Source organism: Massilia sp. NBRC 108631 (assembly GCF_059704565.1).
In genome coordinates this window covers 1-12,693 of record NZ_BAAKJE010000055.1, presented here as the reverse complement: position 1 = coordinate 12,693, position 12,693 = coordinate 1, and the positions used below count along the sequence as shown (strand labels likewise).

12 protein-coding genes are annotated in these 12,693 nt (G+C 64.9%); 4 read left to right on the top strand and 8 right to left on the bottom strand.

Going from position 1 to position 12,693, the window contains the following annotated elements; genetic code table 11:
- Positions 1-197: 197 nt before the first annotated feature.
- From AC6H42_RS06235 to AC6H42_RS06225, 3 genes are all read right to left on the bottom strand, one after another.
- Positions 198-2,498, bottom strand: a complete 2,301-nt coding sequence (locus AC6H42_RS06235; protein ID WP_057155693.1) for a tetratricopeptide repeat protein — start codon at positions 2,496-2,498, stop codon at positions 198-200.
- Positions 2,495-4,201 carry a molecular chaperone HscC gene (locus AC6H42_RS06230; RefSeq protein WP_082551883.1) on the bottom strand — a complete coding sequence of 569 codons (1,707 nt, stop codon included), beginning with the start codon at positions 4,199-4,201 and terminating at the stop codon, positions 2,495-2,497. The genes AC6H42_RS06235 and AC6H42_RS06230 overlap by 4 nt, the downstream gene beginning before the upstream one ends.
- Before the next feature lie 98 nt (positions 4,202-4,299).
- Entirely contained in the window at positions 4,300-5,490 is a 1,191-nt protein-coding gene (locus AC6H42_RS06225; protein ID WP_497547630.1) for an MFS transporter, read from the bottom strand.
- Between the two features lie 133 nt (positions 5,491-5,623).
- Between AC6H42_RS06225 and AC6H42_RS06220 the strand changes: the two genes are divergently transcribed.
- Both AC6H42_RS06220 and AC6H42_RS06215 read left to right on the top strand, forming a co-directional pair.
- Positions 5,624-6,139 carry a winged helix-turn-helix transcriptional regulator gene (locus AC6H42_RS06220; protein WP_497547628.1) on the top strand — a complete coding sequence of 172 codons (516 nt, stop codon included), beginning with the start codon at positions 5,624-5,626 and terminating at the stop codon, positions 6,137-6,139.
- A 182-nt stretch (positions 6,140-6,321) separates the two neighbouring features.
- Positions 6,322-6,702: a hypothetical protein gene (locus AC6H42_RS06215; RefSeq protein ID WP_057155690.1), complete on the top strand. Its 381-nt coding sequence runs from the start codon at positions 6,322-6,324 to the stop codon at positions 6,700-6,702.
- Positions 6,703-6,728: 26 nt separating this feature from the next.
- Here AC6H42_RS06215 and AC6H42_RS06210 read toward each other — a convergent pair whose 3' ends face one another.
- Both AC6H42_RS06210 and AC6H42_RS06205 read right to left on the bottom strand, forming a co-directional pair.
- Positions 6,729-6,929 carry a DUF3606 domain-containing protein gene (locus AC6H42_RS06210; RefSeq protein ID WP_057155689.1) on the bottom strand — a complete coding sequence of 67 codons (201 nt, stop codon included), beginning with the start codon at positions 6,927-6,929 and terminating at the stop codon, positions 6,729-6,731.
- Between the two features lie 66 nt (positions 6,930-6,995).
- Positions 6,996-8,132, bottom strand: coding sequence for a GNAT family N-acetyltransferase (locus tag AC6H42_RS06205; protein ID WP_057155688.1), 1,137 nt, complete (start codon positions 8,130-8,132; stop codon positions 6,996-6,998).
- Between the two features lie 87 nt (positions 8,133-8,219).
- On the opposite strand from AC6H42_RS06205, the gene AC6H42_RS06200 reads away from it, so the two are divergent.
- Both AC6H42_RS06200 and AC6H42_RS06195 read left to right on the top strand, forming a co-directional pair.
- Positions 8,220-10,283, top strand: a complete 2,064-nt coding sequence (locus AC6H42_RS06200; protein WP_057155687.1) for an NAD(+) synthase — start codon at positions 8,220-8,222, stop codon at positions 10,281-10,283.
- Positions 10,284-10,317: 34 nt separating this feature from the next.
- Complete coding sequence (locus AC6H42_RS06195; RefSeq protein WP_019922031.1) at positions 10,318-10,656, top strand: P-II family nitrogen regulator; 339 nt, start codon at positions 10,318-10,320, stop codon at positions 10,654-10,656.
- Positions 10,657-10,694: 38 nt separating this feature from the next.
- Here AC6H42_RS06195 and AC6H42_RS06190 read toward each other — a convergent pair whose 3' ends face one another.
- From AC6H42_RS06190 to AC6H42_RS06180, 3 genes are all read right to left on the bottom strand, one after another.
- A complete protein-coding gene (locus AC6H42_RS06190; RefSeq protein ID WP_057155686.1) occupies positions 10,695-11,321 on the bottom strand; it encodes a trimeric intracellular cation channel family protein in 627 nt (208 codons plus the stop codon).
- Between the two features lie 88 nt (positions 11,322-11,409).
- A complete protein-coding gene (locus tag AC6H42_RS06185; RefSeq protein WP_497547627.1) occupies positions 11,410-12,111 on the bottom strand; it encodes a Smr/MutS family protein in 702 nt (233 codons plus the stop codon).
- A gap of 3 nt (positions 12,112-12,114) precedes the next feature.
- Positions 12,115-12,693, bottom strand: a 579-nt coding sequence (locus AC6H42_RS06180) for an FAD-dependent oxidoreductase (protein WP_497547626.1), incomplete at its 5' end; no start/stop codon positions are given.

Below are 12,693 nucleotides of genomic sequence, written 5' to 3'. Positions count from 1 at the left end.
GGCGACGCACTGGAGCAGCGGTACAGCGGGCGGCACGGTGTGACTGCGGGCATGCGGGAGAAGCAGGGCCTGGAGCTGGCCGTTAGCAACGCTGTCCCAGGCATTGCGCCCGAGCGCCTGTCCAGCAGGCTGCACGGCGGCGCTGGGTGCGTACACGGCATGCCGGGAAAAACGGCGACCTTTGCGCAGGCCTTCGCCTAGTTGACACCGTAGGCCGCAAACTGTGAGGCGACCTGCGGTTTCAATGAGACTGCGGCGTTGATGTCCGCACCGGCGTCCCGATGCCGGCCCAGCTTGCGTTTGGCGAGGCCCCGGCCGTAAAGCGACTCGGCGGACTTCGGCCGCAGCGCTAGGGAGGCCGTGTAGGCGGTTTCGGATTCCGAGTACCGTCCCATGCGCAGCAGAACGAATCCTTTGCTGTCATATGCACTCGCAAGTGTTGAGTCCTCTTCCAGGGCTGCGTTGCACGTTGCCAGAGCCGTGTGCAGCGAAATGTTCTGCGTAGCCAGGTACCAGCAGACATTGTTTTGCCCGATTGCGGTCTTGCTGGCAGCTTGCGCGGCGGCGAAGTCGGCTTCGGATGCTGCAACATTGCCTTGCTTGAAGCGGACGACGCCGCGTTCCAGCAGCAACTGCGCGCGGTTCCGGTCGTTTTGTGTGCGGGCATCGAGGGCCGCAGTATAGGCGCTGATTGCTGCTTCGTAGTTCCGCGCACCCGCTTCCAGTGCGCCGCGCAATTGCAGCGCGGCGCTGTTTTTCGGATCGAAAGCGAGAGCGGCTGCCAGCGCCGCACGACGGCCTGCGAGGTCGCTGGCGGGCAGCAGCTCGGCACGATATAAGGGGATGTTCACATCGGGCGCGGCAGCCGCGCCGCGATCCAGCACATCGAGCGCTGCTTTGCGCTGGCCCAGCAGCATGCGGATTTCCGCTGCCGTGGTGTACGCTTCCGGATTGTCGCCGTCTGCTGCGATCAGTGCGGCGGCCTGGGTTTCGACATGTTTCGGCTCGCCCTTGGCATGCTGCAGCCGCGCGGCGATGAGATAGGGGGTGGAATTGTTCTTCGGCTGCAGGCGAATGGATTCCAGTGCGTCGGCCAATGACTGGCGAGGCTGCTTTTCCTGCTCGTAAGCAAGGGCACGGTGGGTGTAGGCCCATGCGTCGTTCGGGAAAAGCTGAATGATACGGGTGAAATCGGCTAGTGCATCCTGGTAGCTTTTGTCGTGCATAGCCAATATGCCGCGCACCCGCAGCATGACGTGGTTCGAACTGTCGAGCAATGCGGCATGTTCCACGTCGCGCCGGGCTTCCCCGTTCCGTCCCAAAAGCAGGTAGATCCGCGCACGGCAACCATAAGCACGAGCATCCTTGGGGGCTTCGCTGACAATCTGGTTACAGGTGGCAAGAGCGCCGGTCCAGTCGCCGCTGTCGGCTTGCTGGCCTGCGTGTTCTAGCAGCGTGTCGGACGCGGGAGTGAACTGCGCCATCGCAGGTCCTGGAGCGGAGGGCGTGTCCGGGCTGCCAGTACTGTTGTTGTTGGCTATGCGGACCAGCGCCATGAACGCCAGGACGAGCAGCCAGCCCCAATTGAAGGTACTGTGCTGCGCGTCACCGTAGGACGCGCTTGCGCGCTTGCGCCAGCCGGTAAAGGTGAGCTTGCGCCGCCATGCCGGCACCTGGCTATTTCGCTCGCGCCAATCGACGATGCAGGGAACGCTGGCGACGAGCGCGAGCCATTCGGGGAAGCGCGCGATCAGCGTTTCCAGCGTGGGAGAGTGCAGCACCAGTTCGCGGGTGCTAGGTTCGTCTGCCCGGCGCAGCCGCTCGATGAGCTTGCGCTGCTGCCCGCGCACCTCGTCCGTTTGCAGATCGAACATGGCGCGCTGCTCCAGCGCATTGTTCAGCAGGGCGCCCGCATATCCATGACTCTCGACGCGGCGGCGGTCGTTATTCCAATCGAAGACCCTGGCTGCCGCGATCAACAAGGCTTCATGTCCTGGCTGCCAGCCGGCCGCCAGCAGTTCGGCCACCATACGCTCGAACGCGTCGCGCTCGACGATGCTGCTCAGGCGCTCGTCGGCCAGGCTGAGCTTCAGTTCGCGCTCCCAGGGCGCGTCGTCGGTGGCCGCCATTTTCCCGGCGCTGCCGGCGGCCCGCTGCTGGAAGGCTGTGAACACAGCGTCGGCCTGGCTGACTTCGGCACCGGGGGACGCTGTCGTCGCTGTGGCTGGCCCGTGCGCCGGCGTTTCTGCTGGCGGCTCCGGCTTAGGCTGGACTGTTGCTGGGGACGGGCTGACGTCGACGCCTTCGCCCGTGTTCTCGCTGCGGTAGCGCAGCCAGTGCAACGCGGCGTCATAGGCTTCGCGCAGGGACTGGAACTCGGCCGGGTCGGTTTCCTGGTCGATCAGTTTGAGTTCGCGCGCGTAAGCTCGGCGGACGCTGCGCTCGTCGGCAGTCTCGGCAACGTCAAGCCGTTGCAGGAAGGCGGGCAGTGCGGTCATCGGATAGTAAAGCTGTCGTGCTCGGCTTCGTTGAGCAGCGTTTCGAATTCCCTGCGCTGCGGGTCTATCCGGCGGTTGTCCTGTGATTCCAGGGCTTGTTCAAATGCTGAAATTTGTGCGCCGAACCACTCGCGCTGATTGCCACGGATCTGCTGGTACAGCCGCTCGCCGCGCGCCAGCAAGGTACGGTGCTCCAGCCGGTCGCGTGGGTGGATCTTGAGTTCGGACAGGGCAACGAAGCGGGCTGCGATCTCGGCTTCCGTCAGCAGGCCGGGATTGCCTTCGATGACCAGCGTGTGCGTGTGCGCTGTCTTCACGACCGTGGCGTCAACCTGGAGCAAGCCGTTCACGTCATAGGTGAAACGGATATCGACACCGCTGTCCTCTCGCGCCAGTTGGGGCAGCGCGAACTGCAGGGTGCCGAGGCGGACGTTGTCGCGGCACATGCGGGCCTCACCCTGAAACACGTTCAGTTGCAACTGCTTCTGCTGTTCCGCAACCGGGTAATAGCGCTTCACACGGCTCACTGGCACCGGTGTGTTTCGTTCTATAACCGGGTCGAAGTGTCCATGCGAGAGGCTGCCGTCACCCAGCGTCATCGATACATCGATGCCCAGCGAATATGGCGCGACGTCCGTCATTACCACCTCGTTCAAGGCGGCGTCGCGCATCTTCAGGCCGGCCTGTACTGCCGCGCCCAGCGCCACGACTTCGTCGGGATTGATGTCGCACGATGGGAAGCGGCCGAACATGCGCGCTACCAGGCGGCGCACCATGGGCATGCGGGTTGCGCCACCGGCCAGTACCACGTTGTCCAATTCGGTCGCGCGCAGGTTGGCGTCGCGTAGCGCACGCTCGACCGGATCGCGCAGCCGGCGCAGCATGCCTTCGCAGATGCGCTCAAGGGCCTGCTCGTCGATGTCGAGCTGGTACTCCGTCTCATTGTGGACCACGCGGATGGCGGCAGTGGCGGCTTCACTGAGCATACGCTTGGCTGCTTCGGCCTGGGCGTATAGACTCTGCAAGAAGTAATGGTCGCTTTTCAGGCTGACCGGCACTTTGCGCTGCTCGAAGAAGTAGTCCACCAGGCATCGCATGAAGTCTTCGCCGCCCAGCATATTGTCGCCGGCCGAGGCACGCACCTCCATCACGCCCTCGAACAGGTCCAGCACCGACACGTCGAATGTTCCGCCGCCCAGATCGAAGACCAGGAAGCGGGTTTCAGCGTCGCGCAAGTGAATGCCGTAGGCCAGGGCCGCCGCCGTCGGCTCGTTGAGCAGACGCTCCACGCGCAAACCCGCCAACTGTCCGGCTGCGCGCGTGGCTTTGCGCTGCGCGTCCGAAAAATACGCGGGTACGGTGATGATTGCTTCGGTAATAGCAATGCCGAGCGCCGCTTCCGCATCTTCCTTCAGCGCGCGCAATATCAGCGCGGACAACTCTTCGGCGCGGAATTCCTTGCCGCCCAGGCGCAGGGTCTTGTCGCTGCCCATGTAGCGCTTGAAAACCGCAGCGGTGCGGTCGGGATGCGTCTGCAGGCGTTCGCGCGCCGCACGCCCGACCAGGATGCTGCCGTCTTCGTCGATGCTGACGCAGGAAGGCGTCAGCACCTCGCCAAGGCAATTGGGAATCAGGCGGGATGCGCCATGCTCCCAGACTGAAATCAGGCTGTTCGTAGTACCCAGGTCTATGCCGACAATCATCATTGCCCTCGCGCGATAAAAGAAAATTTTACCAGAAATGCAATTTCCATATGGAAATTGCATTCCTTTGCTTTGCTTCGGCCGCGCAGGCCTTGTACCTACTGATTCGGCGATGCCGTTGCCGGGAGCATCTGGCCGCTGTTCTGCTCTTTGCGGATCAGCCGGTCCGCCTGCTGCGCAATGAGGAAGGCGGCGGCCAGCAGGGCCGCGCCTACCAGGCCGATCTGATGCTTGTCGAGCATGGCGATGCTGGCCGCGCCGACGACGCCGGCGGCCGACACGCCGATGTATAGCGCCGCCGAATTCAGCCCCAGCAGCAGCGGCGCCGACGCGGGCGCCAGGCTGATCAGGCGGTGCTGCTGCGGCACCAGCAGGCCCCAGCCGCACACGCCCCACACCACGATGGACAGCGCCGCGCTCCACAAATGCGCGCTCGCCAGCGGCAGCAGCGCGAAGTTGACGGTGCTCAGCGCCAGCGCGCCGTAGATGATGGTGCGGCTGCCGAAGCGGTCGGTCAGCTTGCCGGCGGCCAGGTTGCCCGCCGTGGCCGCGCAACCCCACAGCAGCAGCAGGCCGGCCAGCACCTCCGGCTTGCCGGCGGTGACGCGGTCGAAGGTCACCCCGATATAGGTGTACACCGCGAACATGCCGGAATAGGCGGCCAGCGTGGTCAGCAGGGTCAGTACCACGCGGCTGTCCTTCAGTGGCGCCAGGCGTTGGTGCAGTGTGACGGCGGGCAGGGCGGGGATGTGGGGCAGCATGGCGCAGACGGCCGCGCCTGCGGCCAGGCCGACGGCGGTGACGAACCACATGGTGGCGCGCCAGTCCCCCAGGCCGCCGATGAAGGTGCCGATGGGCGAGCCCAGCGCGGTGGCGCTGGTCAGGCCTGCAATGACGATAGCCAGCGCGTGGGCGCGCTTTTCGGGCGGCACCAGGGAGGCGCCGGCGGCGGTGGCGGTCGGGCTGAACATGGCGGCGCCCAGGCCGGCGATCAGGCGGCTGGCCAGCACCCACTCGATGGTGGGCGCCACCGCCGTGATCAAATTGCCAATCACGAAGACCGCGAGGCCGGCCAGCAGCAGGCGTTTGCGCGGCCAGTGCGCGAGGGTGGCGGCGATGACGGGCGAGAGCAGTGCGTAGCTGAGCGCGTACAAGGTCACCATCTGGCCTGCGACCCCGATCGATACCCCAAGCGATTGCGCCACCTGGGGAAGAATGCCGGCCACGACAAAGCTGTCGGTGCCGATGGCGAACATGCCCGCTGCGAGCACGATTAAACGACGGTCCATGATGTTACTCCTTCAATGCGGGTGCCCTTGTGGGCGGATTTTTTAGTTTCATCATGAAACTTATCAGATAAAGTTGCGTGATGCAACTGATAGATTTAAAATCGTCCCCATGCAACGAAAAACTTTCGATGGAATGAACTGTTCAATAGCGCGCGCGCTCGACCAGGTGGGCGAGTGGTGGAGCTTGCTCATCGTGCGCGAGTGCGTTCTGGGCACGACGCGCTTCGATGAATTCCAGGAGCGCCTGGGCATCGCCCGCAACATCCTCACCAGCCGGCTCAACCGGCTGACCGAACTGGGGATACTGGAGAAGGCGCCGCTGGAGGGGCAGGAGAAGCGGCAAGGCTACCGGCTCACGCCCAAGGGCGAGGAATTGTTTCCCGTGCTGGTGGCTTTGCTGCAGTGGGGCGATAAATGGGCGCCAGGCCCGCATGGCGGCTCGGTGCGCTACGTGGAGCGCGACACGGGCAAGGAGCTCGAACCGGTGGGCCCGAAGTCGGCCGACGGCCGCCCGCTGGGCTTTCGCGACGTGCGCATGATGGCCGGCCCTGGCGCGACGGCCTCCACCCTTGCCAGGATCGATGCCCGCAACCAGGCAGTGCTGGGTGACAGCCAGGCGCCGATCCGGCAAGAGCCTGGGGCGAAATGATGCCGCCGTTGCCGCCTTAAAAGGACGGGCGTACACTGGGCAGCTTGCGACAACGCTGAACCGCTTCATGGTCCAAGCCGCCTTGGAGAAGGCCGACAGGCTCATCGGGCGGGAAAAGACAATTTACTACTCTGCAAATGACACCGCGATGTGCGGTTTTCTATGAAAAATACGGCACGCCGATGATTGATTTTCCCGCGTTGATGCAATTGGCTGAGGCCTCCGCTGCGGTGACGCAGAAATGCGCTTGCAGCAGCGTGCCGTTGGCGGCCTGGCAAAGCCTGCCGACGTCGCTGGAGCTGGAGAAGCTGGAAGAGGTGGGCACGCTGGTGGAAGACCCGTACGACGAGCCCACTTTCAAGGAATACCATCCCAACGGGACGCGCTACGAGAGCGAAGACGCGCCCATCGCGCCGCGCTACTATCCCGCCAACCTCAGCCAGGTGCTGCGCTGCCAGGTGTGCGGCCGGCATTTCTTGCGCTACAACGAGGCGGGCGGCTATTTCACCGAGCTGCGCATGCGCGCCTTGCGGCCCGAACTGCTGGTGGACGCCGCGCTGTAGCCTGCCGGCCTGCTGCCTGCGGCAGCTCAGCCCTGGTGGCCCTCGTGGATGGGCCGCCCCAGCGCCTGCCGCACGTCCCTGGCGCACGGTCCGACCCGTGCGATGAGCCCGCGCAGTTCTTCTTCGGGAATGCCGAATTCGTCGGTCCAGTAGCGCACTTGCTGCGGCTCGTCGAGTTCGATAATGGCGCGTTCCTGTGCTTCCCGCATTTTCTGTACGTCAGACATGATGCGCTCCTTCGCAGTGCCAATGCGGCATCATCGCGCGTTCCCCGCCGCGTTACGGTGCGCTCGCTAACGGAACGGATTGCGTTCGTTCAGCTCGCTGATGTAGTTGTCGATGCCGCCGCTTTCGCGTTCCAGGAAGCGTTCGACGGCGTCGGCGAAGGCGGGGTGGGCGAGCCAGTGCGCGGACCAGGTTTTTTGCGGCAGGAAGCCGCGCGCCATCTTGTGCTCGCCCTGCGCGCCGCCTTCGAAGGTGGCGATGCCGTTGGCGATGCAGAATTCCAGCGGCTGGTAGTAGGCGGTCTCGAAATGCAGGCAGGGCACGTGCTCGTCGGCGCCCCAGTAGCGGCCGTACAGCGTGTCCCTGGTATGGATCACCAGCGAGGACGCGATGGCGCGGCCCGCGCGCTCGGCCACCACCAGCAGGATGTTGCCGGGCATGCTGGCGCCGATGCGCTGGAAGAAGTCCAGGTTCAGATAGGGCGACGAGCGGTGTTCGGCGTAGGTGTTCGCGTAGCAGCGGTGGAAGAAGCGCCAGTCTTCGGCGCTGGCGTCGTGGCCGCGTATCTGGCGCATCGTCACGCCGGCTTCGCGCACCTTGCGGCGCTCGGCGCGGATGTTCTTGCGTTTCTTGTGTTCCAGCGTGGACAGGAACTGTTCGAAGTCCGTGTAGCCCTGGTTCAGCCAGTGGAATTGCACGCCGCTACGCAGCATGAAGCCGGCTTCGTGCAATTGCATGGCCTGCTCTTCCGGCGGGTAGAGCACGTGCGTGGACGAGACATCGGCCGATTTCTGCTGCGCCTGCAGCAGGGCCACCAGCGCCGCGCGTGCCTCGCCGTTGCGCGCCAGCAGGCGGCCGCCGGTGACCGGGGTGAACGGGATGGCCGACAGCAGCTTGGGGTAGTACTCGATGCCGTTGCGGTGGTAAGCGTCGGCCCAGGCCCAGTCGAACACGTATTCACCGTAGGAGTGCGCCTTGACGTAGAGCGGCATGGCGGCGGCCAGTGCGCCGCTGTCCTCGTCCCGCAGCGCCAGGAATTGCGGCTGCCAGCCGGTGTCGGCGCTGGCGCTGCCGGATTCGTGCAGCGCGTGCAGGAAGGCGTAGGACAGGAAGGGATTGTCCTCGCCCTGTGCCGCAAGCAGCGCGTTCCAGGCGGCTTCGCCGGCTTCGGCAAGGGAGGAAAGGACGTCGGGGCGGTAGCTCATGGGGGCATTTTACGCAAACTGGGCAACTTTGCACGATGGCTAAGGGCGGATGCTAAAATTGGCTTATCCATAGAGGAACCAGCCCGTATGTCGCACGCACCGCATTCTTTCTTCAATCTGTATTCCCACGACTTCGCGCGCCTGAGCGTTGCCGTGCCGCGCTGCCGCGTGGCCGATCCGGCCTACAACGCGGCCGAAACCGTGAAACTGGCCGAGCAGGCGGCCGCCAAGGGCGCCGCGCTGGTGGCGTTTACGGAACTGGGCATCTCGGCCTACACCTGCGATGACCTGTTCCATCAGCGCGCGCTGCTGGACGGCTGCCTGGCCGGCTTGCGGACGGTGCTGGAGGCGTCGACGTCGATCCGCGCCGCGCTGATCGTGGGCGTGCCGCTGCGCGTGGACCACCAGCTGTTCAATTGCGCGGTGGTGCTGTCCGGCGGCCGCATTCACGGCGTGGTGCCGAAATCGTACTTGCCGAACTATGGCGAGTTTTACGAGGCGCGCCAGTTCAGCGCGGGCGACGAGGCCATCTCCACCGAGATCGACCTGCTGGGCCAGCGCGTGCCGTTCGGCTCGGCGCTGCTGTTCGAAGTCGCAAACCTGCCGCTGTTCAAATTCCACGTCGAGATCTGCGAGGATGTGTGGGTGCCGATTCCGCCGTCGTCGTTCGCCGCGCTGGCGGGAGCGACCGTGCTGGTGAACCTGTCGGCGTCCAATGTGGTGGTCGGCAAGGCGGACTACCGCCACCAGCTGGTGAGCCAGCAGTCGGCGCGCTGCCTGTCGGCCTATCTGTATTCGTCGGCGGGGCGGGGCGAGTCCACCACCGACTTGGCCTGGGACGGCCAGGCGCTGATCTACGAGAACGGCGAGCTGCTGTCCGAGGCCGAGCGCTTCCAGGACGAGTCGCACCTGATCTATGCGGACGTGGACCTGGAGCGGCTGTCGCGCGAGCGCATGCGCCAGACTACCTTCGGGCAGTCGGTGCGCCGCCACCGCGGGGAAGTGGCGGCTTTCCGCACCGTGCGTTTCGCACTGGACCTGCCGGCGCAGCCGGTGCTGGCGCTGGAGCGCAACGTGGCGCGCTTCCCTTATGTGCCGTCCAATCCGGCGCTGCGCGACAAGCGCTGCAACGAGGTCTACAACATCCAGGTGCAGGCGCTGGTGCAGCGGTTGTCCTCGTCCGGCATCAAGAAGGTGGTGATCGGGATCTCCGGCGGGCTGGACTCCACGCACGCATTGCTGGTGTGCGCCAAGGCCATGGACCGCCTGAACCTGCCGCGCACCAACATCATCGGCATTACCATGCCGGGCTTCGCCACCAGCGCGCGCACCTTGCTGCAGGCGCGCCAGCTGATGGAATTCGTCGGTTGCAGCGCGTCCGAAATCGACATCCGCCCCAGCTGCATCCAGATGATGAAGGACATCGGCCACCCGTTCTCGGAAGGCGAGCCGCAGTACGACATCACGTTCGAGAACGTGCAGGCCGGCGAGCGCACCAACCATTTGTTCCGGCTGGCGAACTTCCACAACGGCATCGTCATCGGCACCGGCGACCTGAGCGAGCTGGCGCTGGGCTGGTGCACCTACGGCGTGGGCGACCATATGTCGCATTACAACGTCAACGGCAGCGTGCCGAAGACCCTGATTTCGCACCTGGTGCGCTGGGTGGCCGAGAGCCGCCAGTTCGGCGAACGCGACTCGGCGGTGCTGCTGGCTGTGGTCAACACGGAGATCAGCCCCGAGCTGGTGCCGGGCAAAGCCGACGACGGCGCCCCGGCCCAGATAACCGAAAGTGTGATTGGCCCATACGAATTGCAGGACTTCAACTTATACTACACGCTGCGATTCGGATTCGCGCCATCAAAAGTGGCGTTCCTGGCCCATGCCGCGTGGAGTGACCGCGACATCGGCGGCTGGCCGAACGAGGCGCACGTGGTGCGCAACCAGTACGCACTGAAGGACATCAAGCACAATCTGGGCATTTTCCTGCGCCGCTTCTTCCAGACCAGCCAGTTCAAGCGCAGCTGTGTGCCGAACGGGCCGAAAGTGGGATCGGGCGGCTCACTGTCGCCGCGCGGCGACTGGCGCGCGCCCAGCGATTCGGAATCGGTGGTGTGGATGGCGGATTTGAAGAACGTGCCTGAAGAGTAAGCGCGCTTAAAACGATTTATATAGGGAGAATTCCATGAAGCAAATTACCGCAGTGATCAAGCCGTTCAAGCTGGACGAGGTGCGCGAAGCGCTGGCCGAAGTGAACGTCACCGGCCTGACCGTGACGGAAGTGAAGGGCTTCGGCCGCCAGAAGGGCCACACCGAGCTGTACCGCGGCGCCGAATACGTGGTGGATTTCCTGCCCAAGGTGAAGGTGGAAGTGGTGGTGGACGACGGCGTGGCCGAGCAGGTGGTGGACGCCATCATCAAGGCTGCCCGCACCGGCAAGATCGGCGACGGCAAGATCTTCGTGCAGAACGTGGAGCAGGTGATCCGTATCCGTACCGGCGAGACCGGCCCGGACGCGGTGTAACCGCCGGGCCGCCGCAGGCCGGCAAGCTTAGTGGCGGCTTAGTGGCGGCCGAGCCGCATATCGAATTTCCAGGTCAGCAGGCGCATGACGGTGATCGCCGTCGCGCTTGACCACAGCGCAAAATCGTCCGACACCGAGGTTTTCTGCATCACGATGTACATCCAGCAGCCGATGAAGGCGCAGATGGCATAGGGTTTGCCGTCGCGGAACACCATCGGCACCTCGTTGCAGACGATGTCGCGCAGCACCCCGCCGAAGATCCCCGTAATCACCCCCATCATGGCCGCGATGAAGACCGGCATATTGGCCTGCTGCGCCTGCGACACGCCGGCGATGGCGAACAGTCCCAGGCCGACGGCGTCGGCCACCACGATCACGCGTTCGGAGACGATCTGGCGCAGGGTGCGGATCAGGGGCGTGGCGATCAGGGCCAGCACGAAGATGAGGATGGCGTATTCCTGGTGCTGGACCCAGAACAGCGGGCGCTTGTCGAGCAGGATGTCGCGCAAGGTGCCGCCGCCGAATGCGGCGATGAAGGCCACGGTGAACACGCCCACCAGATCCATGCGCTTGCGCCGCGCTTCAATGAAGCCTGAAATCGCCCCGACCAGGATTGCCACGACTTCGATGATGGTGATCAGGGAGACGTGCGGGATGTGCTTCATTTAACTGTGGGGTTGGCAAAGTTGCTAATTCCCACAGGTTAACATGCGCAAGCGGCCAGGGGTAGGGTAATTTGGCCGCGCTCGGCGGTCAGCGGCGCTCGGGTTGCAGCGCGGCGCGCAGCAGGACTATCAGGGCGCCTTCGCCGCCGTCGGAGGGACGGGCCTGGCAGAACGCCACCACTTCTTTTTGCACCAGCCAGCTGTGCACCATGGACTTGAGCACCGGTTCCTGGCCGCGCGAGCCGAAGCCGCGGCCGTGGATCACGCACACGCAGCGCATGCCGCGCTGGTTGGCGCGGGTCAGGAAGGCGCCCAGCGCGTCGCGCGCGCCGTCGCGGTTCAGGCCGTGCAGGTCCAGCTCGTCCTGCACCGGCCAGTAGCCTTTGCGCATCTTCTTCACCACATCGGGGCCGACGCCGGGCGCCGCGTAGTTCAGCGCCGGGTCTTCCTCCATATAGTGGTCCACCTCGAACAGGTCGGACAGCGACTCGCGCAGCACGTTGGCATCGTCCTGGCGCTGCTCTTCGGGCGTGAGCGGGCCGCGTTGCTTCGCCGCCGCCAGCGCTTGCGCGGACACCACGGGGGCGGGCTGGTGCACGTAGCGGTTCTGCTCCGGCATGCGCTTGATGTCGCCCTGCGCGCCCAGCGTGTTGCGGAAGATGTTGGCTTCCGCCGCTGCCACTTTCTCGCGCTTGACGCGCTCGGCTTCGGCGGCCGCGCGCGCCTCGCCCTGTTCCTTCAGCTGTTTGCCGAGGGATTTCAGGTCGGCGAAGTCTTTCAAGCCCGCCATTTGTTACTCCTGGCCTTCCAGGTAGCGCTGCGCGTCCAGTGCCGCCATGCAACCGGTGCCGGCGCTGGTGATGGCCTGGCGGTAGATGTGGTCCTGCACGTCGCCGGCCGCGAACACGCCCGGCGCGGAGGTGGCGGTGGCCATGCCTTCGGTGCCGGTGCGGGTCTTGATGTAGCCGTTGTGCATGTCCAGCTGGCCTTCGAAGATGCCGGTGTTCGGCTTGTGGCCGATGGCCACGAACAGGCCGTGCACGCTGATCTTGGTCTTGGCGCCGTCGGCGGTGGCCGCCAGCGTCAGGCCGGTCACGCCGCCCTGGTCGCCGGTCACCTCTTCCAGCGTGTGGTTCAGCTTCAGCTCGATCTTGCCTTCGGCAACCTTGGCCATCAGGCGGTCGATCAGGATGGCTTCGGCGCGGAACTTGTCGCGGCGGTGCACCAGGGTGACCTTGGTGGCGATGTTGGACAGGTACAGCGCTTCTTCGACGGCGGTGTTGCCGCCGCCGATGACGGCCACTTCCTGGCCACGGTAGAAGAAGCCGTCGCAGGTGGCGCAGGCGGATACCCCGCGCCCCATGAATTCCTG